This window comes from Streptococcus sp. LYSM12 (genome assembly GCF_004569635.1).
In the GTDB taxonomy this organism is placed as follows: Bacteria; Bacillota; Bacilli; order Lactobacillales; family Streptococcaceae; genus Streptococcus.
This window is the reverse complement of the sequence record NZ_SPOZ01000008.1, coordinates 1-25030: the sequence shown is the minus strand read 5'-3', so window position 1 is coordinate 25030 and position 25030 is coordinate 1. Positions and strand designations below refer to the sequence as shown.

22 protein-coding genes are annotated in these 25030 nt (G+C 40.9%); 16 read left to right on the top strand and 6 right to left on the bottom strand.

The features are described from left to right. Nucleotide 1 precedes the first annotated feature (1 nt). Both lacG and E4T79_RS03725 read left to right on the top strand, forming a co-directional pair. A complete protein-coding gene (gene lacG / locus E4T79_RS03730; protein WP_135027940.1) occupies nt 2-1411 on the top strand; it encodes a 6-phospho-beta-galactosidase in 1410 nt (469 codons plus the stop codon). 419 nt (nt 1412-1830) lie between these two features. Next, nucleotides 1831-2412, top strand: a complete 582-nt coding sequence (locus E4T79_RS03725) for a xanthine phosphoribosyltransferase (RefSeq protein WP_135027938.1) — start codon at nt 1831-1833, stop codon at nt 2410-2412. A 688-nt stretch (nt 2413-3100) separates the two neighbouring features. Here E4T79_RS03725 and E4T79_RS03720 read toward each other — a convergent pair. After that, nucleotides 3101-4054: a polysaccharide deacetylase family protein gene (locus E4T79_RS03720; protein ID WP_228063785.1), complete on the bottom strand. Its 954-nt coding sequence runs from the start codon at nt 4052-4054 to the stop codon at nt 3101-3103. 101 nt (nt 4055-4155) lie between these two features. Between E4T79_RS03720 and E4T79_RS03715 the strand changes: the two genes are divergently transcribed. The 7 genes from E4T79_RS03715 to E4T79_RS03685 all read left to right on the top strand — a co-directional run bounded on the left by E4T79_RS03715 (nt 4156) and on the right by E4T79_RS03685 (nt 11287). After that, nucleotides 4156-5442, top strand: coding sequence for a homoserine dehydrogenase (locus tag E4T79_RS03715; RefSeq protein ID WP_135027936.1), 1287 nt, complete (start codon nt 4156-4158; stop codon nt 5440-5442). Nucleotide 5443: 1 nt separating this feature from the next. Continuing rightward, complete coding sequence (thrB, locus tag E4T79_RS03710; RefSeq protein ID WP_135027934.1) at nt 5444-6307, top strand: homoserine kinase; 864 nt, start codon at nt 5444-5446, stop codon at nt 6305-6307. Between the two features lie 161 nt (nt 6308-6468). Then, on the top strand, nt 6469-7371 hold the full coding sequence (gene murB, locus E4T79_RS03705) for a UDP-N-acetylmuramate dehydrogenase (RefSeq protein ID WP_135027932.1): 903 nt from the start codon (nt 6469-6471) through the stop codon (nt 7369-7371). A gap of 137 nt (nt 7372-7508) precedes the next feature. Beyond that, nucleotides 7509-8663, top strand: coding sequence for an ABC transporter ATP-binding protein (locus E4T79_RS03700; protein ID WP_135027930.1), 1155 nt, complete (start codon nt 7509-7511; stop codon nt 8661-8663). Next, nucleotides 8647-9447 carry an ABC transporter permease gene (locus E4T79_RS03695; RefSeq protein ID WP_135027928.1) on the top strand — a complete coding sequence of 267 codons (801 nt, stop codon included), beginning with the start codon at nt 8647-8649 and terminating at the stop codon, nt 9445-9447. Before E4T79_RS03700 ends, E4T79_RS03695 begins: the two co-directional genes overlap by 17 nt. After that, entirely contained in the window at nt 9447-10217 is a 771-nt protein-coding gene (locus E4T79_RS03690) for an ABC transporter permease (RefSeq protein ID WP_135027926.1), read from the top strand. Before E4T79_RS03695 ends, E4T79_RS03690 begins: the two co-directional genes overlap by 1 nt. After that, entirely contained in the window at nt 10217-11287 is a 1071-nt protein-coding gene (locus E4T79_RS03685) for an ABC transporter substrate-binding protein (protein WP_135027924.1), read from the top strand. Before E4T79_RS03690 ends, E4T79_RS03685 begins: the two co-directional genes overlap by 1 nt. 536 nt (nt 11288-11823) lie before the next feature. Here the strand turns inward: E4T79_RS03685 and E4T79_RS03680 are convergent. From E4T79_RS03680 to E4T79_RS03660, 5 genes are read right to left on the bottom strand one after another with little or no spacing between them, the layout of a single operon-like run. Then, on the bottom strand, nt 11824-12606 hold the full coding sequence (locus tag E4T79_RS03680) for a sulfite exporter TauE/SafE family protein (protein ID WP_135027922.1): 783 nt from the start codon (nt 12604-12606) through the stop codon (nt 11824-11826). After that, entirely contained in the window at nt 12599-13456 is an 858-nt protein-coding gene (locus tag E4T79_RS03675) for a formylglycine-generating enzyme family protein (RefSeq protein ID WP_135027919.1), read from the bottom strand. The genes E4T79_RS03680 and E4T79_RS03675 overlap by 8 nt, the downstream gene beginning before the upstream one ends. Before the next feature lie 15 nt (nt 13457-13471). Then, the gene (locus tag E4T79_RS03670; RefSeq protein ID WP_135027916.1) at nt 13472-14935 is read right to left on the bottom strand and encodes an arylsulfatase; all 1464 of its coding nucleotides are present in this window, start codon (nt 14933-14935) and stop codon (nt 13472-13474) included. A 36-nt stretch (nt 14936-14971) separates the two neighbouring features. After that, nucleotides 14972-15817 (bottom strand): PTS system mannose/fructose/sorbose family transporter subunit IID, encoded by an 846-nt coding sequence (locus tag E4T79_RS03665; protein WP_135027913.1) that lies wholly within the window; start codon nt 15815-15817, stop codon nt 14972-14974. A gap of 52 nt (nt 15818-15869) precedes the next feature. After that, a complete protein-coding gene (locus E4T79_RS03660; protein ID WP_135027910.1) occupies nt 15870-16604 on the bottom strand; it encodes a PTS sugar transporter subunit IIC in 735 nt (244 codons plus the stop codon). Nucleotides 16605-16902: 298 nt separating this feature from the next. Here E4T79_RS03660 and E4T79_RS03655 point away from each other — a divergent pair, with 298 nt between their 5' ends. The 7 genes from E4T79_RS03655 to E4T79_RS03625 form a co-directional block, all read left to right on the top strand. Next, nucleotides 16903-17880, top strand: coding sequence for a LacI family DNA-binding transcriptional regulator (locus E4T79_RS03655; protein WP_135027907.1), 978 nt, complete (start codon nt 16903-16905; stop codon nt 17878-17880). A 1548-nt stretch (nt 17881-19428) separates the two neighbouring features. Continuing rightward, entirely contained in the window at nt 19429-20313 is an 885-nt protein-coding gene (locus tag E4T79_RS03650) for a sugar ABC transporter permease (RefSeq protein WP_135027905.1), read from the top strand. Between the two features lie 9 nt (nt 20314-20322). Further along, nucleotides 20323-21177, top strand: a complete 855-nt coding sequence (locus tag E4T79_RS03645; RefSeq protein ID WP_135027903.1) for a carbohydrate ABC transporter permease — start codon at nt 20323-20325, stop codon at nt 21175-21177. A 14-nt stretch (nt 21178-21191) separates the two neighbouring features. Beyond that, nucleotides 21192-22505: an extracellular solute-binding protein gene (locus E4T79_RS03640; RefSeq protein ID WP_135027901.1), complete on the top strand. Its 1314-nt coding sequence runs from the start codon at nt 21192-21194 to the stop codon at nt 22503-22505. A gap of 11 nt (nt 22506-22516) precedes the next feature. Next, entirely contained in the window at nt 22517-24019 is a 1503-nt protein-coding gene (locus E4T79_RS03635; protein WP_135027899.1) for a CehA/McbA family metallohydrolase, read from the top strand. Next, on the top strand, nt 24016-24765 hold the full coding sequence (locus E4T79_RS03630; RefSeq protein WP_135027896.1) for an HAD-IA family hydrolase: 750 nt from the start codon (nt 24016-24018) through the stop codon (nt 24763-24765). The genes E4T79_RS03635 and E4T79_RS03630 overlap by 4 nt, the downstream gene beginning before the upstream one ends. A gap of 62 nt (nt 24766-24827) precedes the next feature. Continuing rightward, a partial coding sequence (locus E4T79_RS03625; RefSeq protein WP_167752614.1) for an IS630 transposase-related protein occupies nt 24828-25030 on the top strand: 203 nt, incomplete at its 3' end.

Sequence of the window (25030 nt, the reverse complement as noted above, 5' to 3'; positions counted from 1 at the left end):
AATGGTCAAACAGTTACCGACAGACTTTATTTTTGGAGGAGCAACAGCAGCTTATCAAGCAGAAGGTGCAACCAAATTAGATGGTAAGGGAGCAGTTGCTTGGGATAAATATTTAGAAGATAACTATTGGTATCGAGCAGATCCTGCGAGTGATTTTTATCATCGTTACCCCATTGACTTGGAGTTAGCAGAGAGATTTGGGGTCAATGGTATTCGGATCTCTATTGCCTGGTCCCGCATTTTTCCAACAGGATATGGTGAGGTTAATCCAAAAGGTGTAGAGTTCTATCATCAATTATTTGCAGAATGTCACAAGCGGCATGTCGAGCCCTTTGTGACCCTGCATCATTTTGATACACCAGAAGCTTTGCATTCACAAGGAGATTTTCTAAACCGTACCACCATTGACCATTTTGTTGCCTATGCAGCCTTTTGCTTTGAAGAATTTTCCGAAGTCAATTTCTGGACGACCTTTAATGAAATTGGACCGATTGGTGACGGTCAGTATTTGGTTGGAAAATTTCCTCCAGGTATCCAGTACAATCTTGAAAAAGTCTTTCAGTCTCACCATAATATGATGGTGGCTCATGCACGAGCAGTCAAACTTTTTAAAGATAAGGGCTATACAGGTGAGATTGGAGTCGTCCACGCTCTCCCAACCAAATATCCATACAATCCTGAAAATCCAGCCGATGTTCGGGCTGCAGAATTGGAAGATATCATCCACAATCGTTTTATCTTGGATGCTACCTACCTTGGAGAATACTCAGAGGAAACGATGCAGGGTGTTCGACATATCTTGGCAGTAAATGGTGGGCAACTGGAATTGCTTGAGGAAGATTTTGAGCATTTGCAAGCAGCTAAAGATTTAAATGATTTCTTAGGTATCAATTACTATATGAGTGACTGGATGCGCGGAGATTTTGAGGGCGAAACGGAAATCACCCACAATGGAAAAGGAGAAAAAGGCGGATCCAAGTACCAGATTAAAGGCGTTGGTCGCAGAGAATTCGATGTAGATATTCCAAGAACAGACTGGGATTGGATGATTTATCCACAGGGATTATACGATCAAATTATGCGGGTCAAAGCAGATTATCCAAACTATAAGAAAATTTATATTACAGAAAATGGTCTAGGGTATAAGGATACGTTTGTAGATGGTACAGTCTATGATGATGCTCGCATTGACTATGTGAAACAACATTTAAGTGTCATTTCTGATGCCATTGTTGCAGGAGCTAATGTTAAAGGGTATTTCCTCTGGTCCTTGATGGATGTCTTTTCATGGTCAAACGGTTATGAGAAACGCTATGGTCTTTTCTATGTTGACTTTGAGACTCAAGAGCGCTATCCAAAGAAAAGTGCGTATTGGTACAAGGAAGTTGCAGAAAGCAAGATGATTAAATAGAAGTCGCTTCACATTAAAGTGCTTAACATCAGCATGAGGGGAGTAGGACAAGGTCGTGATTTTCAAATCTCGATTGTCCTGCTCTCTTATTTTTAGGATCAGACGAAAGTAATTCCTGGAGATCTAGTCCTGGTTCTGATCTGATGGTTTGAGTAAAGGATATTGCATAGTCTTTTGGTTTACTTTTAGTACTAGGCAAGGATCTGCAGGCTGTACTGGAGTACGGTAAAGCGAGTGAACGAAGTAATAAAAGATAAACGAAATGACTATAACTAGCATTGAAAAGAGGAAAAACCGAACTCTTTATGCCTGTCGCGTTCTCTTTTTCTTCCATTTTATCCTGTTCAATCTCTTATTTTGAATTGAAAAAGGGTATAAAAAAAGCTAGAATAATAGAGAGATGAAGAAAAGGAGAGAATATGAAGACTTTAGAAACCAGAATTCAGACTGCAGGAGAGGTCTTAGGAGAATCAATTTTAAAGGTGGATTCTTTTTTAACCCATCAGGTGGATATAGCACTAATGAAAGATATCGGTCAAGTATTAGCTGGACGATTTGCTCAGGAGAACATTACTAAAGTGGTGACGATTGAAGCCTCGGGTATTGCACCTGCGCTATATACGGCAGAAGCTTTACAGGTGCCGATGGTTTTTGCGAAAAAATCAAAGAATATCACTATGACTGAAGGAATTTTGACAGCAGAAGTCTATTCATTTACCAAACAAGTAACAAGTACAGTATCGATCGCTCAACGTTTTCTCACATCAAAGGACCGTGTGCTGATAGTTGATGATTTCTTGGCCAATGGAGAAGCGGCTAAGGGCTTGATTGATATCATAGAGCAAGCGGGTGCTGAGGTAGTAGCGGTTGGTATTGTCATTGAAAAATCATTCCAGCAAGGACGTAAACTTTTGGAAGAAGCAGGTCATACTATTGTTTCCCTCGCACGATTGGACCGTTTTGAAAATGGTCAAGTTATTTTTAGAGAAGCAGATGTTTAGAAAGGTGGGACGGGAAAACTGTCTAATCCCAAACCTTTAGTGGTAAGATAGATACTCTTACTCGTCAAAAATCAGTTTCTCTCGCCTAGCTTACTTTACTGAACGTTAGATTTCCCCTCCCTTTAAAGGAGGCTATAGCCTTGCTACCCTTTATCCCCAAGAAGTTGGGAGTGGGTGAGAACTCAAAACACATACTCTTACTTTTCAGAGTTTGCATCAACATCTCAGCGCAGTGGTTGGGTTGATGACTTTAAGGGCAGTATAGCCGTTGAAAGGTTGGAGATGAAACGCTGTTCTTGTTGTGACAAGGGAATAGGAGTGAAAACCTCCACTGGAGTTCTTTACTCCTATTTATTCACTTTTTAAGCTCCAAATCTAGCCTCACCAACTGTATGGGAATGGAGCGTTTCAGCCCCAACCTAGAATGGAAGAAGTGGGTAAAAACTGAACCTTTTTTTCGATTGGTCGAATGCTTTCTCGCTTCCTCATCAGGTATAGTCTTTTAGTTGGCTTTTATACTAGACAAGGAGCTGCAGGCTATACGAGAGTGCGGCAAAGCGAGTGAACGAAAGAATAAAAGATATGCTAAATGATGACGATAGTGATTTTTTAGAGTATCAAAAAGGCTTAACACTGGTCCAAGAAGTGGCGGTGTTAAGCCTTTGTTGTTTTGGAGAGTTGTAAGGTGCTATTGTCCAATGGTTTGGAGCAATCCGTCCGCAGTTGTGACTGGTAGGATACGGACACGGTTGAGGGTGAGGAGTCCGTCAGCAGCAGAAGCTAGTCCTTCGTTGGTGGTTACTCCGAGTTTGTATTGGGCATTTTCAACTGTTTTGACGGTTTGTTCAGAATAGCGACCAGCAGGATAGGCAAGTACAATGGTATCTTGATTAAGATTATGGTCCAGATATTCCTTAGAATCTATTACTTCAGCATTTTGAGCTTCTGGTGTACTATATTCCAAATCGGGATGATTGACTGTATGGCTTTGGAAAGACATGCCATTTTCTTGCATTTCCTTGATTTGCTCCAATGTCAGATGGTCTGGTTGAGTATCAGTGGTACCTGTGATGACATTATTGGTCGCTTTCATATGGTATTGTTTGAGTAAGGGATAAGCGATACTGTAGAAATCCCATAGACTGTCATCAAAGGTGAGCCAGACGACTTTTTTATCTTTTGGGAGAACATTTTCCGTCAGGATTTTATAAGCTTCTTCAGGTGTAAGCGTATAGTAGCCTGCTTCTTGAAATGCTTTGAGATGGCTTTCAAATGTAGTCGGATCAACAATCAGATTGGCATTAGCTGCCTCTTCAGGAGCCATAATGTGGACGGCATGGTACATGAGAATTGGAATTTTTACAGGTTCTGTCTGTTTTTCCCATGTCATCTCCTCGCTACTTGCTTGATTTGCCTTGCTAGCTTCGCTTGTTGGTTCCTGCTTGGTAGAGATTGAGGTTGTAGCGACCGTCTTATCCTCTTGAGTTTTAGGATATATAAGGGTTAACATGCTATCGTGATAGAGATAGAAAACAATCGCTAGCAAGGAGACTAACAGAATCCCTATCATCCTCCATAGGAATGTAGTATGGCTGTGGTGTTTGTGATTGATTCGTTTGGCACGACTTCTTTGTGCTGGCATAAGAAACCTCCTTTTATCTTCATCTACTAGTATAGCAAAATTTTTGCCAACTGCTTTAATTATCTGATATAATGATAAAAATAGTTTTTTAAGGAGTAGATATGACGGTGAAAATTGGATTGTTAGGCTTCGGTACGGTAGCGAGTGGAATTCCATTCTTGTTGGAAGAAAATGCAGAAAAGATTCAACAAGCTGCCCAAGATAAGATTGAAATTGCAAAGGTTTTGGTGCGAGATGACAAGGAAAAGGAACGCTTGGAAGTAGCGGGACACCAATACCACTTTGTGACAAATGTAGATGAGATTTTAGCAGATGATGAGATTCAAATCGTCGTTGAGTTAATGGGACGAATTGAGCCTGCGAAGACTTTTATTAGCCGTGCTTTAGAGGTGGGCAAACACGTCGTAACAGCCAACAAAGATTTGCTTGCGGTGCATGGTAGTGAATTGCGGAGACTTGCTGCAAAGCATGGTGTGGCTCTTTATTATGAGGCAGCGGTTGCAGGTGGGATTCCAATTTTACGAACCTTGTCAAACTCATTTGCATCTGACAAAGTAACCCGCATACTCGGAGTTTTGAATGGAACTTCTAACTTCATGATGACTAAAATGGTCGATGAGGGTTGGAGCTACGAGGAAGCGTTGAAAACAGCCCAGGAATTGGGCTATGCTGAATCTGACCCGACCAATGACGTAGAAGGAATTGATGCGGCTTATAAGGCTGTTATTCTTAGCCAATTCGCTTTTGGTATGACCATTGATTTTGACAATGTTGAGCATAAGGGAATTTCAAGGATTTCCCCAGATGATGTGGCAATGGCGCAAGAATTGGGCTATGTTATCAAATTGGTCGGTGATATTCGTGAAACAGTTTCTGGTTTATCAGCTGAGGTTTCTCCTACTTTCTTGCCGAAAGATCATCCCTTGGCTAGTGTCAATGGTGTGATGAATGCTGTTTTTGTTGAGTCAGTTGGTATTGGTGAATCTATGTACTATGGACCAGGGGCTGGACAGAAACCAACAGCAGCTAGTGTAACAGCAGATATTATCCGCATTGTCCGTCGTTTGAAGGACCAGACTATCGGCAAAGCCTTTAATGAATTTGCTCGTCCGCTCCAACTTGCGGCACCTAGCGATGTGCGTAGCCAATACTATTTCTCTCTTATGGCTCCTGATAAAAGTGAGACTTTGTTGCAATTAGCAGAGATGTTTCATGCTGAGGATATTTCCTTTAAGCAGGTTCTCCAGCAAGCGTCTGAGGGCAATCAAGCACGTTTTGTTCTCCTTACTCATTGTATGAGCAAGGCACAACTAGAACATATAATTGCTAAATTAGCAGAGATTGCAGATTTCAAGCTTCAAAATACCTTCAAAGTTTTGGGGGAGTGAGATGAAAATAATTGTACCAGCAACGAGTGCTAATATTGGACCAGGATTTGATTCTTTGGGGATTGCCTTGTCCAAATATCTGACCATAGACATCGTAAAGGCTCAAGATGAGTGGTTTGTCGAACATGATTTAGAGTTTGTTCCGTCCGATAAATACAATCTTTTGATTAAGACAGCCTTAAAAGTATGCCCAGACTTGCAACCGCACCATGTTCGCATGACCAGTGATATTCCGTTGGCGCGTGGTCTGGGCTCTTCAAGTTCGGTTATTGTAGCAGGGATTGAACTGGCAAATCAACTGGCTGATTTGCAGCTGAACGATGATGCAAAATTAAGCTTGGCAACGGAAATTGAAGGACACCCTGATAATGTTGCACCTGCGATTTTTGGAAACTTAGTTATCTCCAGTTATGTCAATAAAAAAGTGTCGAAGATTGTGACAGAATTTCCAGAAGCTAGTTTTATCGCCTTTATTCCCAATTATCCTTTACGGACCAGTGACAGTCGTGGTGTCTTACCGAAACAATTCTCATCGAAAAATGCTGTTGCAGCAAGTGCCATTGCTAATGTTGCGATTGCAGCCTTGCTGACAGGAGATTTAGTGGAAGCCGGCAAAGCGATTGAATCAGACTTATTTCACGAGCCTTTCCGTCAAAAATTGGTGCAAGAATTTTATCCGATTCGCCAATTAGGACATGAACTGGGGGTATATGCAACCTATCTATCGGGAGCAGGACCAACTGTTATGGTTTTGGTAGAAAAAGCCAAAGAAGTCATGGTAAAAGAAGCGATTGATGCCTTGAAACTAGACGGAGAGAGCTTTATTTTAACCGTCGATAGACAAGGTGTACGTGTAGAAGTATGAGGAGCTTTTGATGCTTTCGTGTAGTTTACGATTAAGATGATAACCAATCCATAAATAAAAGCCGAAAAATAAACAAAAGAATCCATTCTTTTGTTTATTTTTATCGTTTTCTAATAAGAATTTTGGTATAATGAACTGAATGTACTTTGGGAGTAGGAAATATGAAAGAGAAAATCAAACAAACGTTAGCAGAAGTCGATATTCGTTTCGATGAGCCTCTAAAAAACTATACGTATACAAAGGTCGGGGGCAGGGTCGACTACCTGGCCTTTCCTCGTAATCGCTATGAATTGGTCCGGATTGTTGAATTTGCAAATCAAGAAAATATCCCGTGGATGGTACTTGGAAATTCGAGCAATATTATTGTGCGAGATGGCGGGATTCGTGGATTTGTCATTCGTATGGATAAGCTAAATAGTATTACCGTATCAGGTTATACGATTGAAGCAGAAGCGGGAGCCAATTTAATTCAAACCACGCAGGTTGCTGCGCATCATTCTCTATCAGGCTTTGAGTTTGCCTGCGGTATTCCTGGAAGTGTTGGCGGTGCGGTCTTTATGAATGCTGGTGCCTATGGGGGTGAGATTGCTCATATTCTAGTTTCTGCACAGATTTTGACACCGAAAGGCTATGTAGAAACGCTGGATGCACGTGAGTTGACATTTGGCTATCGTTCGTCTATTTTGCAGGAAAATGGGGCCATTGTTCTATCAGCGAAGTTTGCCCTAAAACCTGGCAACTATACAATGATTAAGCAAGAAATGGAACGCTTGACTCACTTGCGTAAATTGAAACAACCCTTGGAATATCCCTCCTGCGGGTCGGTCTTCAAACGCCCGATGGGTTATTTTGCAGGTCAATTAATCATGGAGGCAGGTTTGAAAGGCTATCGAATCGGTGGGATTGAAGTATCCGAAAAACACGCAGGGTTCATGGTCAATGTTGCAGACGGAACGGCGCAGGATTATGAAGATTTAGTGGCTTATGTCATTGAAGCAGTTGAAAAACATTCAGGAGTGACCTTAGAACGCGAAGTGCGGATTTTGGGAGATTTCCTAGACTAAAAAATCATACGATATAGTAAGGGAGGTGAAGCCTATCGTAGCCGGTAGTATAGAGGGTAGTTATCATACCTTAGAGTCAGAAAAGGCCTAACAGAGCCTTTAATCTGTAATCCATATAAAGAAGGAATTTATGAGAATTGAAGAAACCAATTATCGAATTTAAGAACGTTTCCAAAGTATTTGAAGATAGTGGGACAGTTGTTTTAAAAGATATTAACTTTGAGCTGGAAGAAGGGAAATTTTACACCCTCTTAGGTGCTTCTGGTTCAGGAAAATCAACTATTTTAAATATCATTGCGGGACTGCTAGATGCTACTTCAGGTGACATTTATCTAGACGGTGAGCGGATGAATGACGTGCCGACCAATAAGCGTGATGTTCACACAGTCTTCCAGTCATATGCGCTTTTTCCACATATGACTGTTTTTGAAAACGTGGCCTTTCCCCTTAAATTGCGAAAAATCCCCAAGGAAGAAATTGAGTACCGTGTGACAGAAGCTCTGAAGTTAGTTCGCTTAGGAGGCTATGAAAAACGTGCCATTCAAAAATTATCAGGCGGTCAACGTCAGCGAGTGGCTATCGCACGCGCTATTATCAATGAGCCACGGGTGGTCTTGCTCGATGAGCCCTTGTCAGCCCTTGACTTGAAACTGCGAACCGATATGCAGTACGAATTGCGTGAATTGCAACAGCGTTTAGGTATTACTTTCGTCTTTGTTACCCATGACCAAGAAGAGGCGCTTGCCATGAGTGACTGGATTTTTGTCATGAATGATGGTGAGATTGTCCAATCAGGTACGCCAGTTGATATTTATGATGAGCCGATTAACCATTTCGTTGCCACCTTTATTGGAGAATCCAATATTATTTCTGGTCGAATGATTGAAGACTACCTAGTTGAATTTAATGGTAAGCGGTTTGAGGCAGTTGACGGTGGGATGAAACCGAATGAGCCAGTTCAGGTTGTCATTCGTCCAGAAGATTTGCAACTGACCTTGCCGGATGAAGGTAAATTAAAGGTGAAAGTTGATACCCAGCTCTTTCGCGGTGTTCACTATGAAATTATCGCCTACGATGATTTGGGCAACGAGTGGATGATTCACTCGACCCGTAAGGCGATTGAGGGAGAGGTTATTGGACTGGACTTTGAACCTGAAGATATTCATATCATGCGTCTCAATGAAACAGAAGAAGAGTTTGATGCTCGTATCGAAGAATATGTGGAGGTCGAAGAAGTCGAAGATGGCTTGATTCATGCCATCGAGGAGGAACGAAATGAAGAAAACCTCTAGATTAGTCGTTCTTCCCTATGCCCTTTGGATTCTCCTTTTTGTCCTAGCCCCTGTTGCCATGATTGTCTATAAATCCTTTTTTGACATTGATGGCAATCTTACGCTTTCAAACTATCAAACCTATTTCAACTCTCCTAATATGACCTATCTGCGCATGAGTATGAACTCAATTCTCTATGCAGGTATTATCACCCTTGTGACTTTGCTGATTAGCTATCCAACTGCTTTTTTTCTCACGCAGTTAAAGCATAAGCAGCTTTGGTTGATGTTGATTATTTTACCGACCTGGGTCAACTTGCTCTTGAAAGCTTATGCTTTTATTGGTATCTTTGGTCAACACGGGTCTATCAATCAATTTTTGAATTTTCTAGGCTTAGGCACCCAGCAGATTCTTTTTACAGACTTTTCATTTATCACGGTTGCAAGCTATATCGAAATTCCTTTTATGATTTTGCCGATTTTTAATGCTCTTGATGATTTGGACCAGAATCTCATCCATGCGAGCCGTGACTTGGGAGCCAATTCTTGGCAAACCTTTACCAAAGTGATTTTTCCTCTCTCTATGAATGGGGTAAGAAGCGGTGTACAGGCTGTCTTTATTCCAAGTTTGAGCTTGTTCATGCTGACCCGTCTGATCGGTGGAAATCGTGTGATTACGCTTGGTACAGCAATTGAGCAACATTTCCTTACCACTCAAAACTGGGGAATGGGGTCAACTATCGGCGTGGTTTTGATTCTAGCCATGCTCTTGACCATGTGGCTAACGAAAGAGAGGAAGAAATAATGAAAAAAATTGGAAAAGTTTATTTGACAATTACCTTCCTTGTCCTTTATCTCCCGATTGTTTACCTAATCGCCTATGCCTTTAATAAGGGTGGGGATATGAACGGGTTTACAGGCTTTACGGTGGACTATTTTTCATCTATGTTAGGCGATAGTCGGTTGATGTTGATTTTAGCTCAGACCTTCCTCTTAGCCTTTCTTAGTTCCTTGATTGCAACGATTATTGGTACCTTTGGTGCAATTTATATTTACCAAAGCAAACAAAAATGGCAAAATATGCTACTTTCGATTAACAATATTCTGATGGTAGCGCCAGATGTCATGATTGGAGCGAGTTTTTTAATTCTCTTCACTGTCATTGGTTTCCAACTTGGTTTTGTTTCAGTTCTTCTGAGTCATGTGGCATTTTCTATTCCGATTGTGGTTTTGATGGTCTTGCCGCGTCTTAAGGAAATGAATGCTGATATGGTGCTAGCGGCTTATGACTTGGGAGCCAGCCAGTTCCAGATGCTCAAGGAAATCATGTTGCCCTACCTGACACCGGCCATTATTGCAGGCTATTTTATGGCTTTTACTTATTCTTTAGACGATTTTGCAGTGACTTTCTTCGTTACAGGAAATGGTTATTCCAACCTTTCTGTAGAAATTTATTCACGCGCCCGTCAAGGAATCTCCCTTGAAATAAATGCTCTTTCAACCCTTGTCTTCCTCTTTAGTATCTTATTAGTGGTGGGCTATTATTTCATTTCTCGTGAAAAGGAGGTCAACTAATGAAACGTTTGTATTCCTTTTTAATCGGAATTATCGTGATTGTCCTTGTCCTCTTTGGGATTAGCCACAAGCTGGAAAGCCAGTCGAGGGAGGGAACGACAGAAAAATTAGTCATCTATAACTGGGGAGACTACATTAATCCCGAACTTTTAGAGAAGTTTACAGAAGAAACAGGGATTAAGGTTGATTACCAGACCTTTGATTCTAATGAAGCTATGTATACCAAAATTCAACAAGGTGGAACGACCTATGATTTGACCATTCCGTCTGAGTATATGATTGCCAAGATGTTAGATGAAAATCTTCTTGTTCAATTAGACAAGAAAAAAATCAAGGGTCTTGAAAATATTGACCCTAAGTTTCTTGGGTTGAGTTTTGATGAGAAAAACGAGTATTCAATCCCTTATTTCTGGGGAACTCTGGGAATTGTCTATAATGAAACAATGGTGGAACATCCTCCGCAAGAATGGGAAGATTTATGGTCGGAAGAGTATCATGATAACATCATGTTGGTGGACGGTGCCCGTGAGGGCATGGGGATTGGTCTTCAGACCCTTGGTTACAGCTTAAATTCCCGCAATCAAGCCGAGTTAGAAGAGGCTGCTAATTACCTGTATGAATTAACGCCCAACATCAAGGCTATCGTATCTGATGAAATCAAGGGCTACATGATTCAAGATGCGGCTGCGATTGCTGTAAGTTTCTCAGGTGAAGCAAGTGAAATGCTTGATGGCAATGAAAACTTGCGCTACGTTGTACCGTCAAAAGGTTCTAACCTTTGGTTTGACAACATGGTCATACCAAAGACCTCCAAAAATATCGAAGGAGCCTATGCTTTCATTAACTTTATGTTACGTCCTGAAAATGCCTACCAAAATGCCTTGTACATAGGCTATGCAACGCCAAATACTAAGGCTAGGGAAATGCTACCAGATGATGTAAAAAACGATGAGGCTTTCTACCCCTCAGAAAAAACCTTGAAAAATCTAGAAGTCTACGACAATCTCGGTCGCAAACTCCTAGGTGATTACAACGATCTTTACCTACAATTTAAGATGTATCGTAAATAAAGAAAAAACACATTGAGTTTCTGTTAAACGGAATTACTCAATGTGTTTTTCTATAGCGAGAATACTATTTTAACACTGTATTACTATAGAATCAGTATCTGACTGCTTTGACCCTTGAAAATGGTGAAAACTTGGAGATATAGTCATTTCGTTTATCTTTTATGACTTGGTTCACTCGCTTTGCAGTACTCTCTACAGCCTGCAGCTCGTTGCCTATACTATAGCCGTTCCGTTTATTTTTGGTACTAGGCAACGAGTCGCAGGTAGTACTGGAGTACAGCAAGACGAGTTAACGAAGTAATAAAAATGTAAACTAAAGGACTATAAAAACAAAGGAAAAGACGATAAGGATAGCAAAGCTCTCTTTCTCTAATAAATTGAAAGCAGTGCAGAAGTTCAGTAAGGTCAAGGTGAGCAAGCGATGAAAGGAGCTGTTTGCTGCATATTCGTTTTACCAGTACCACAGATAGTAGCTGTCTTAAACTAAGGAGATAGGTAGTAGTTTTGAAATGGGGTTCTGAAAATGTTAGTGGCGCCTAATGTATCACATAATACATAAGGTTAAAGATTCCTAAGGTCAAGACGAAAAGGAGGACAATGTGATAGAAGAAGAAGATTTTCTTCTCAGAAATATGGTTGCTGATAGAAGCACCAATCCATCCCCCTGTGAGGGCTGCTAAGATGATGATAAGACTAAGACCGCTGTCAATTCCTGAAACGTTTCCTGACAAAAGAGCCTGGCCAATCTTTGCTGCTTGGCTGAAGAAGATAGTGATGATAGAATAAATCGTTGCTTTTCTGATACCAATTCCAAAGAAAAATAAAAAACAGGAAATATTGATAGGACCACCACCAATTCCTAAAATGGTAGAAAATAAGCCTAAAAATAGGCCAATAGGCAACATGAACCATCTTCCTTTTACCATGAGATAAGTTATCCTATTACTCGATATCCAAAGGGCTAGTAAGAGGGAAACAATGATAAGGAACATCTGTAATACAACGCTCTTGTCATTCCCAATAGCAGTATTCAAATAATGAAAACTAAGGTCTCCGATTATCCCTCCCAGGCTGGATCCGATTCCTAGCAAACCTACGGTAAGCAGATCAATTGTTTGTTTTTGTTGGATTTGTTTCCAGGTAGAGCTAATGGACATGGTCAACACTGCAAGACTTGAATAAAAATTGATCAATAAGGCAGAGTCTAGATGAAAAAATTGGAGAGCTGGTTTGATGATGATACCGCCTCCCATTCCAGACACTGCCCCAACTGTATTGGCTAGCAAAATAACGAGGGCATACAATAGTGTTTTAATCATGCGTTACCTCTCTGATACAACGAAATCCTAGGTGACTAGTTGTCGATTGGATATGTGAGCCATTTCTGGCTGCAACCCTATATCGGTTGCAGTAAGAGGAGTGACATAAGAAAGAGCCTCCTCGAATCGCATATTCTTCTCCAAGTATCTCATCTGTTAGCTCAAAAGGTCGACGATTAAAATCTTCTAAAAGGGTGTAGCGAGGGTTGCAGCACCATTCCCATACATTGCCAATCATTTGATAAAGACCAAACTGATTTGGTTCAAAGTATGTCACAGGAGCTGTTCCAATAAAACCGTCGTCTTGACTATTTTCCCAAGGGAATGCTCCTTGCCAGGTATTTGCATGGTGACCTTTTTCATCTACCAATTCTTGACCCCAAGGATAAGTGGTCGTATTTCCAGCTCGTGCGGCATATTCCCATTGGGCTTCTGTCGGTAAATGTAAGCCTGCCCATCGACAATAAGCGAAAGCATCTTCTAAGGCCATATGGACAACTGGATGGTCTTCTAAACCTTGGATACTACTTGTTGGTCCATAAGGATGGGCCCAGTCTGTACCAGGAACAACTTTCCACCAAGGGGCCCCTGCTGGATGTGGATAGTGCGACCTTTTTGTTTCTTCAATAAATAGGTGAAACACAAAAGAATTTCCTTTTCTTTCAGCCAGTGTTTGGTAGCCAGTCTGTTGGACAAAGGTAGCAAAGTCTTGATTGCTCACTGTCGTAGTTGCTATTTCAAAATCGGATACAAAAACAGAAGTAGCTGGTCCTTCATAATCTCCGCTAAATCCAATCTTATCATCTGTCCCCATCAGAAATCTTCCACCTTTGATGAATTGAAATTCCATTACTACCTCTATTTTTTAAAGTTTCGCAGATATGGTTGAACGGATCTGCTCCATGGAAACAGCTGTTAGTTTTCCATGTTGGACAAAACCCTCCTCCCTATCTTGTAAATAGTCTATCAATTTTGCCCGCAATTCGTCAATAACTGGGGCATATTTACGTTCATGGATGAGATTGTTCATCTCATGTGGATCGTTTTCCATATCAAATAGTTGGTACTCATCCCGAACTGAAAACCAGATAAACTTCCATTTATCTGTTAAAATATACTGACTGGAGTCTTCCCCTAAGCAGTGCTCTCCATGAAAATCCGTCCGCCAGCCCTCATACTTTCCAAATAAGAGCTGTTTGACACTCTTTCCGTCCAACCCTCCTTTTTCCTTTCCTAATGCAAGATCCAACAATGATGGGAAAATATCTTGAAGTTTCACGAGCTGCTTAATACTATGCTGGTTGGCTGCAATCAAATTACCCGGGTCATAGATGAAAGAGGGTACGTGGATACTTCCTTGATAAGGATAGCCTTTTCTAAACAGGTAATGTTCTCCTAGTTGGTCACCGTGATCAGACACAAACCAAATAATGGTATCCTTATCATGCTGAAACTCTTTGAGAGCTGTTAAAAAACGGCAAATTTGATGATCGATATGAGTGATAAGACCAAAATAAGCAGCAAGCATGCGTCTGTGATCATCTGCCTTTAATTTTCCATGAAGAGCATAGATATCGTAAGTTTGCTCGTCGTACATCTCCCAATTCCCGATATGGAGGTCAAGTTCTTCTGGAAGTCGCTCCATATACATATTAAAATAATATTCCGGAGGATCAAGAGGAGCATGGGGTTTTTCAAATGATAGTTTGAGGAAAAAGGGAACTGTGGGATCCCTTTTTTCAAGAAAACGAATGCCCTCACTGACGACCCAATTAGTGGGGTGTAGGTATTCCTCGTGCTGCCAGGGTCTGGCTTCCCAAGAATTACAGTTCAGGCCGTTATCCATTAGGTCCACTTGATGTCCGAGATTTGTTTTTAAAAATGTTAGGTAATCATTTGCATACTCAAACTGAGAACCATAGGGTTTATCATACTTTCTATCAATATGTAAATAGCCATCATGTAGCAATACATGATCAAAACCGAGTCGCTTACGAGAAGGATAGACGTGCATTTTTCCGATACATTCTGTCTGATACCCCATATCTTTAAAGGTTTGAGGGAGAGTATTCTTGAAATTCCAAGGGACCTCATCTTCATACCCGACCCGTCCACTATGGTCTTGATCCAGTCCTGTTAAGAGAGCGACTCGTGCGGGCACGCAACTAGGGACAGGGGAATAGGCATTTTCAAAATTGTAGCCTTGCGCAGCCATCATATCGAGGGTAGGGGTGCTAACTAGGCTGTGGATATTATTATAGGCTAGAGCATCTGCACGCATTTGATCTACCACGATTAACATCACATTCGGTCTTTTTTCATACGACATTAGATATACCTTTCTATTACTGTGTGCTACTGTACGTTAACCAATGGCAAGAATTTTGAAGCTGTAACATACAATAGATGCGATGAGAAAGAGCCAGATAAGCCGAGTTGAATTCATGTGTTTAAGTCCGAGCAACCAGTAGGCTAGAGCTACTAACGTGACTGGAACCAAGTTTGGTAAGATAGCATCAAGCAGATCGGTTTGCAAGACTAGAACCTTTTCTCCTATTTTCAATTCGAAAGGTACCGTAACTTTTACGACAGTTGGAATTAAGCCACCGATGACCAACACTCCCATGAGAGTTGCAGCATCTGTCATATTATTTAAAAGATTTCCAAGGTTGCTAACTAATTTTTTACCCTCACGAAAGGCAAAAGGCATTTCAAAATAACGTAAGAACAGGATGACCAGTGCAGCTCCTAACCAGATGATGACCCCAACTGGATTTCCTTGCTGGCCCATATAAGCTGCTAATGATCCAAAAATAGTTGGAATAACAGCTCCAAACAGAGCATCTCCGACGGCTGCAAAGGGTCCCATTAAACCTGTCTTAACCGCGGCGATAGCATCTTTTGATTTGGCTCCTTTTTCGTTTTGTAAACTCAAATCAATTCCTGTGATAATCGCGGATAAAAAAGGACTGGTATTGTAGAATTGCATTTCCATTTTGAGCATTTCTTGTAAGGTGTCTGGGTCTTCGCCATATAATTGATGTAGGATCGGATAGATGGAGCGAACATAAGCGACACTCATCATTCGCTCATAGTTCCAACCTAACTGTCCGCCAAACATATAACGTAAGCTAGCTTTGCGAATATCTTTTTCTGTTATTCGTTTGTCTGTAAGAGTTGCAGTTGGCTTTAATTTCTTAGAGTTCATCATCCTCTATCTCCTCTCCATTTCCTCCAACATGAGCGATTTGTGGGCTTGTTCCTTACTCGTTTAATTTGTTAAAGTGAAGTGCTGCACAGGCTGCGCCAAATAGTGCAATTCCCATCATCGGAACGTGCAAGTAAGCAGCAAGTAAGTAACCAATTAGCAAGAATGGTATGAATTTTTTTACGGGTAGGTAACGAAGCAAGATAGCAATCCCTACGACTGGTAAGGTTGCACCTGCTAAACGGAGACCTCCCATCAACCATTCAGGAGCATATGCGGTCACTTTTTCAATCATCTGATTTCCGAAGAAGAGTGGCATAGCGACTGGAAAGGCACGAGATAAACCGATTGGTAGTAAGCTAAACCATGCTTCACGATTGATTTTGTAAAATTCTTTGTTTTCAATATGTTTATCAATCCGATGCAAGAAGAAGACATTACAGAAACGGGCCAAAATATCTAACTGAACCATGAGCAGTCCGACTGGAACAGATAGTCCGATGGCAAATTCTAAGTCTTTGCCACTCACCACCCCCAGGGCTGTTCCGATAATGGCACCAGAAGCGAAGTCCGGAATGGAGGCACCACCAAAGGTCCCAACCCCCAAGACCATTAGCTGCAAGGTTGATCCGACAAATAAACCTGTCTGAATATCTCCCATGATAAGACCTGCCAAGAATCCAGCAATTGCAGGCTTACTTAACTGTAATCCTGAAATATATGGATCTAGTCCGCATACCACTGCTAATAAGGTCAGCAGCACAATTTGAACAACTGTTAAACCTGTCATTTTTCTTCCTCCTATAGGCATTTATACTCTTTGAAACTCAAACTGCTAATTTGTCAGCAAGGAGTGATAAATACTGTTTGACCTAGCTCGTCGTTTCCTTGCTTCCTGTTGATTTTCAGTAAGTATTATTTAAATGACAAGCGAAGTAATCGCTTTCAGAACCATTGTACTATAGGGTTTACTAAAAATCAATATTTTACTAAAAATAATCCTGGATAATCTAGTTTGTTTGCTAATTAAAACCAAATAAACTATAATAAATAGAAAGCAAAGAATCGGTTGATGAAAGGAAGAGGGAATGGCTACAATCAAAGACATTGCTCGGCTAGCAGGAGTATCCAACGCGACTGTTTCACGTATTTTAAATAACGATCCTCATTTATCGGTCAGTCTAGAAACGCGTGATAAAGTTTGGAGTGCTGCTCAGCGACTAAACTATGATGTACAGCCGTCTAAGGTTGAACAAAAACATGCCACTATCGCTGTGACCCACTGGTACACAAAAGAAGTCGGTGTGACTGACCTCTATTTACGTTCTATTCGTTGGGGAGTAGAAGTAGCTTTGAAAAATAAGGGATTTCAAATTGTTCACAATTTCTTCAACGAAAAATTACCTGAAACGAATAAGATTGATGGCATTATCGCAATTGGCTATTTTGGAGATGAACAGCTGCAGCAATTAGTGGCACTTGGAAAACCTCTCGTTGTGATTAACCAAGATACGCTCAAAGAACAGATTCACTGTGTCCTTGCCGACTATAAAAGCTCTGTCTATGAAATTTTAGATTACCTTGTCCAAGATGGCCATAAGGAAATCGGCTTTTTGGCGGGTATGTCAGAGAATGAAACATCTTATACAGATCCTCGTACAAAAGCTTATTACAGTTATATGACTGCACACCATATTCTAAATGAAAAATTTGTGTTCACAGGAGATTTCAGTATTGAAAGTGGCTATCAGCAGATGAAGAAAGCCATCGAAATCTTGGGAGATGAGCTCCCCACCGCTTTTTTTATTGCTAGCGATACCATGGGAATTGGCTCTATCAAGGCTTTGAGTGAGTCTGGCATCCCGATTCCAGAACGAGTACGCCTGATTGCCTTTGGTGATTTGAGTATGAGTCAGTACACTGTCCCCAGTCTTAGCACAGTCCAATTAGCTACCAAGCAGATGGGAACCTCTGCAGTGCTTTTATTAGAGGCAACTCTTGATGGGAGTCTCACATCTCCGGTAAAAATCATCACAAAAAACAAATTGATTATCCGTGAAACCTAACAATAGTAATCGACATGAAGATGATAGCTGACCATGTTGCCAAGAGCAAGGAAGCGAGGACTAGGCTACTGTATGATCTTGAAAGATGGAGGACCAAGTGATATAGTAGCTAAGAAAAACAATTTTAAACCAGTTCAGAAATAAGATAACCACATTATCAAATTGTATGTTGTGTTTGAAATGCTTACAATAAGGCTGTTCTATCAGGATAAATTCAAGACCTACATCGGGTAGGGAATGATAAGGGGACTGGGGAGTATTACATTGAGCTAACCTGGGGCCCACTATACTGATAGCTATATAGACAGTAGTCAAGCCTTTCGTTAAACCGGCTTGGTTTTGTTTTTGATGTACTTCCATTAAGATAGCTTAGACCTGACGACGACTGTCAGGTCTATTATTTTTACTATTTTATCCCTCCCAGAACGTTTCCGTTTAAGAGGCATAGTGGACAAAAGTCCCCTCTCCACCAGGTAAAATTTACAGCAATATCTCAGGTCGGTGGTTGGATGCTTCAATGGCTATTGTAGTGTTGAAGCTGAAAGTGAAGCGTCATTTTGGGTTTCAAGGGGACAGGCTAAAAACCGCTACTAGAGCTTTTCGCTCAGCTTTGTTCACTTTTAGGCGCAAACCTATCTTAGGGGATTGAAGCGGTCTATTCCCAGCCCCTTTCAGACTGAACCTAAAATGTGGGAAGTGTGGAAAAACCGAACTCGGTTTTTCCACCTGTCGCGTTCTTTCCCGCTTTTAGAAATGGATAGGGTCAACGTTTTCAATGTTTTCAATCTAAAACGGGCCAGAACAATTCAATGGGGGTGAGAACAGGGGAAATAAGGTGGAGAACCCTTTTTCCTGCTGAAAGGTCATCACCGCTGGTTTTGGTAAGGATACTGACGTGGTATTAGTGCACGGTTTTACTGTCATACTGGATCATAGCCACAGCAGAGTAGCTGTAATGAAATGCCCTAATTTTCTAGCTATAACAAATGTTCATTCAAAAAATGATTAGAATAGTTGGAAAACGTCCCCATATATTGCGACTGTATCTACTGTTTTTTCTAGCTTACTTATTCCTTGTGGCTTGCGTCTTTTTTTAACCTAGTAGAAGAGGAAGGAGGCGCAGCTGAATTGTCCCAAATGTCTGCTGTTGAGAGGGGCATGCGTGTGGGCATAAAGAACTCTACGTCATTAGATACTTTAAGCCTAAGCCATGATGTTTTACCTATATCTTCTAAATAAGCGCTATTAAGCAGGTTTGGACAGGCCTATGCCAAACAGCTTTTAGTTGCGGGGAAATTCTTCTTTCGTGTACTATTTACAATACTTTTACAGAAAACGATATAAAACATAAAAAATTGTTTGCTATACTTACAGTAAATGGTTATATAGGTGAGAATAGCCCTTTCATTATTGTGGTTTGCTTATGGTATTTAAGAAATATCTATCATGAGAATGGTAAAGGATGTTACTGAGTGTTAGCTCACTAGTATTTGTAGTCGGATTTTTTAACTGGATTGTCTCTTAGTTTACTTATAAGGATATTGCTGCATGTCATTTAAATATAATTCAATGAAGAATGCTTTTTCAATTCTATTCTTCATCTTGCCTGCTTTGATTCCACTCTTTGTCTTTTGGATTTATCCTATCCTCCAGACGGCTTGGTTAAGCTTTACTGACTGGAGTTTCGTGACGCCAGAGTATCAGGTGGTTTTCTTTGAGAATTATAGGGATCTGATGACAGATTCTCGCTTTTATGAAGCGCTTTTTAATACAGTAGTCTTTACACTAGGAACCTTGGTACCAACAATCATTGGTGGCTTATTTCTCGCCCTCTTGTTGCAGAAAAGTATCCCAGGAGGTAGTTTTTTTAAGTTCATTCTTTTTTCACCTTGGATTACTCCGACGGTGGCTATTTCCATTGTATGGACATGGATTTATGAACCTAAAAATGGTTTTGCAAATCAGTTATTAAAATTGTTTCATTTGCCAGCTCTAAACTGGTTGCAAAGTTCCAAGACAGCTATGTTGGCAGTTATCATTGTAACGGTATGGAAAAGCTTGGGATACGCTATGATAGTTTATCTCTCTGCTCTTGAAAGGGTTCCAAAAGATATTTACGAGGCGAGTGCCTTAGATGGGGCAAAGCCATGGCGACAATTTTTCGATATGACCTTACCTAGTATCTCTCCAACGACTTTTTTCTTGATGATTATTACCATGGTTAATTCCTTACAAGTTTATGATCAGGTTCAGATTCTCACGCAAGGTGGACCGAGTGGGAGTACAAGGACACTATTGTATATGTATTATCAATTAGGTTTTGAAGAGTATAATATGGGTCAGGCGACTGCCGTTGCTGTGATAATGGTTCTCATAACAGTCTTTTTGTCCTATTTGCAATTTATTGCTTCTAAGAAATGGGTTCACTATTAAGGAGAAAACATGGTCAACCACATACAGTCCAATTTTAAAATCACGACGAAGATAGTTGCTAAGTGGCTCATCTTACTCTTTGTTGGTCTTTTCACAGCTTTTCCGTTTATTTGGATGGTAGTATCTTCGCTAAAAACCAAGCTAGAAGTGATGGATGTAAAGATTTTCCTACCCAAGATACCACAATGGTCGAACTTTTTGGAAGTCTTATTTCATTCGCCCATCCCACGCTACATTTGGAATAGTTTATGGACTTCACTGATAATTGTGGTAATTCAAATGATAACAGGTGCTATGCTGGCTTATGCCCTTGTATTTCTAAAATTTAAGGGCCGCCATCTCCTTTTTTCCGTCATAATGAGCACCTATATGCTACCAACAGCCGCTACTTATATACCAAGTTATATTATCTTATCCAAAGGGGGGATGTTAAATACTCTAACAGGTTTAATTGTATCCAGTACGATTAGTATTTTTGGAATCTTTTTGCTGAGACAGGCCTTTATGCAAATCCCTAAAGCGCTAGTAGAGGCAGCGTGGATGGATGGTGCAGCACATTTTCGAGTGCTCTGGGAGATTTTATATCCTATGACGAAATCCTCCTTTAGTACCTTTGGTTGGATGAGTTTTATTGCTGCTTACAATAGTTATATGTGGCCATCGTTAATTACTAATGATCAGTCAAAATATCTTGTATCACAGGGGTTACGGAGTTTCTTCATTGAAGGAGGAGCCTATGGTACAGAATGGGCTAAGGTTATGGCTGCTAGTACGGTCATTGTAGCCCCATTGTTGGTTATTTTTGCAGTTGCACAAAAATGGTTTATAAAGGGTGTCGGAGGAGAAACCGGCATGAAAGGATAAAAGAGGAGATTGTCATGAAAAGAACGTTGTTTTCATTTGTAACAGTAGGTATTTTGACTATGGGAGCACTAACTGCATGTAGCTCTACTTCTTCTACAGAAGCTCCTGAGGGGAAAGCTGGAAAAACAGAAGTAGAATTTTGGTTTGCAGGCGGAAAGACAGCTGTCAATGTTTGGAGTGATATGGTAGAAGATTACAATCAATCACAAGACAAATATGAAGTGAAGATTGTCACGCAAGCAGATTACAATGAAACGTTTATCAAACTGCAAGCAGCGCTTGCAGGAAATAAGGCACCGGATGTTGTCTTATTGGACAGTAGGGCAGCTCGAAATTTGAATAAACAAAAGCTATTGGCAGATATGGACGCATTAGGGAAAGCAAGCGAAACTTTTGATATAAACAATTATCTAGAAGTATTTGCAAATCAAGCTGTATCTGAAGACGGAAAACGTTTTGGTCTCCCCGCTTATGGTACCACTCAAATTCTTTATTACAATCAAGAGGCTTTCAAGAAAGCCAATATCAATCCGGCTTCTATCAAGACATGGCAAGACCTGGGTGATGTTGCTAGAAAAATCAAAGATACGGGGGAGTTTCAATATGGCTGGGAACCAATGTGGGGACAGTATAATTTGATAGATGCTTCTCTCAGTAATGGAGCCAAGCTGTTTAGTGAAGATGGTAAGACTGTGACGATAAATGCCCAGGAATGGATAGAAGTGTGGGAACAGTTCCGTGTATGGATTCATGATGACCAGACGATGAAAGTTCATTCAGGAGGTCAAGGTTGGGAATACTGGTATAAGACAATCGAAGATGTTCTTGACAATACTGCAGGTGGCTACACAGGTTCATCAGGTGACCAAGCGGATCTTGACTTTACCAAAGTACAAGCCATGGAACAGCCAGCTTGGGATACGGATTCTTCATCGGTACCAGCAGCAGATGCCCTATTAATGAGTATCTTAGAAAGCTCCACAGTTGAAGAGAAAAGGGGTGCCTTTGAGTTTATTCAATTCTTTACTAATGTTGAAAACCAAATTCATTGGACCAAGTCGGTTGGTTATGTAGCAGTGAACAAAGGTATTACTGAGAATCAGGACTACCAAGAATATATTAAAGAAAATCCACAAGCTCTTGTACCGTTTGAACAGGCTAAACATGGCTCTATCTTGCCAGTTGATCCAACCGGTGGTGCTATTTACGATGCTTTGAAGATTGCTGCAGACAAGGTAGAATTGGAAAATATACCAGCTAAAGAAGCCTTGAACGAGGCTCAAGAAACGGCGCAAAAGGCTCTTGACAAAGCCTTGAAAAAGGAGTAGCGAGGAACGGAATGACGCAGACCTATCATTTTCAATTAAATAGTAAGAATATACCTGTATGTCAGAATCACTTTGCCATGCCTCCTCAGTGTCAAGGCATTACCCTACATCATGACCTAAAATATCCCTATACCATGCTAGTGCTTTTAATGATTAAGGATAGTAGGGGAAAGATTCGTTTCCAAAAGCAATTAAGCTATAGTCAGCCCTGTATTTCTTTGAGCACCAGACCTGAGCGGACTACGATTGGTGGAGTTCCAGGTACCATGCCTACTGGATCATGGACAATTGAAGCTATTTACAACCAAGAATATGGGAAATATTTTGACCAAGAACCCCTTGCATTTAATATCCAATTAGATTTTGGAGATAGCGACGTTGCAGAAGCAATCAATGGTCCAAGTTGGGTAAATGAAGATTTTGAATATGTTTACTTTGATATGAAAAAAATCTACCAAAAGGGGAAAAAATGGTACCGGGGGGATTTTCATACCCATACTCAGCTGTCTGACGGCAAAGAGTTGATTGGGAGTGTGACGGCTAAGGTATTAGAAGAGGGATTGGATTTTTATGTTGCTACTGAGCATAATCTTCTCCATACAGGTTGGGAAAAGACGGAGCTATTTGTCATGCCTGGGATTGAGATGACGACTAATTTTGGTCATGCCAATGTTTTTGGGTTAACTAAAAGACCGGAGAATTTAGATGCTATCATCTTGGAGAAAGAAAAGCAGAATGTTCTATTCGCTATGGATACCTTTATCAAGGAATGTCAAGACAACGGCTGGCTTTTTTCTATAAATCATCCTTACTTATATGAATGGAAATGGTTATTTGGAGACTTGGAATGGCACCGCGTCAACTGCTTGGAAATTATCAATGACCCGACTTATGAATTGGAGCCGCACGCAGAAGGAAGAAAGGCCAATCAACAAGCGGTTGCTTTGGCCGACCTTCTTTGGTCAGAGGGCTACCGAATTTGTGCGATTGGAGGCAGTGATTCTCACATGTTAAAAGGGGAATGTTATGCAACTGCCAAGACTCCATCAGTTCCTGGAGATCCCTCCACCTGGTTGCTGATGGAGCATTTATCAGTAGAAAATCTTCTGACAGCTCTCCAAGATTGCCATGCCTATGTAACTCGTTTTTGCAAGCTTGAAGCACGATTTACTACTGACGATGGGCAAGAATTTCTATTTGGAGATACGTTACCCAAAGATGCAGAGTATCTTCTATTTGACCTGAGCCTTACTATTGCAGAAGAGCCAATCCTTTTCTACCTCTACAATGGTAAGAAAGTGGAGCTTGAACTGGAGCAAGTCGGTAAAAATCTGTATCATGTGTCTGGTCAAATCCCGTTGCAAGCGGACTTCTACCAATGGATTCGTTTTGGTGCCAATACCAAAGTTGGTGACGATTTCCGTTTTTATGGGAATGCGATTACAAAAGGCAAGAAAGAGCCACAGATTAGGACTTTTGCGCAAGCGAGCCAGCAGTTAGGAATCAACATATGATAAAAGGAATACTCTTTGATAAAGACGGAACAATCTTGGACTTTTTTGCCCTTTGGCAACCAGCTATCAAGCCGGTTCTTGAACGCCTTATGGCAGACTATGGTGTGCAGCCACAGGAGGAGTATCTACCTGTATTGGAAGAAGCAATCGGTATCAAGAACGGTCAGATTGATCCGGAGGGAGCTATTGCTTGGAAACCCTATGATCTTATTGCTCAAGATGTAGCAGCAGTTGTTAAAACGGTAGTACCTGATTTAGAGTTGAAAGACTTAAGCGAACGTTTAGAAAACTATTTTGGCAACGAAATTGCCTGTGCCGATATGAAAGAAGCAACCTTTACAGATATGAAGTCCCTCTTTCAGCAGTTGAGGGAGCGGGGGATTTTCATCGGGATTGTGACGACGGATACTTTCCAAGCTACTTGGAAGTGTATGAACGATTTGGAGTTGACATCTTTTATTAGCTTTTTAGGAGCTTCAGATAATGGTCTACCTGTCAAACCAGACAGAAGTCTTCTACAGAAAGTCGCTACTTTATGGGAGTGCCATCCAGCGGAGATTATGGTCGTTGGTGACACTCCAAATGATATGCGTTTTGCGAAAAATGGCCATGCTTTAGCAGTCGGAGTTACTAGTGGCGTAGGAACAGTGGAATGTCTATCTGCCTACACACCGTACGTCATTCCGTCCCTGGCAGATTTGCTGCCCTTGCTTGAAAGACTAGAAAGAAATCGGGCTTGTCAATAATAGAATTAAATCAGATTTATATACTCCTTTAGTTTATAAACAGTATATGGTATAGTAGTTATATGGCATATGATTTAGATTTTAGGAACCGAGTATTAGAATACGTAACTGCTGGTCACAGCAAAAAAGAAACCTGTGCGCTTTTTGGCATTAGCACAAACACACTTTACGTTTGGGAAAAACAACTTTCANAACANGGGCATCTAGAGCGGAAAAAACGTGTTGCTAAGTCTCGCAAAATTCCCTTAGAACAGTTGGAAGCCTA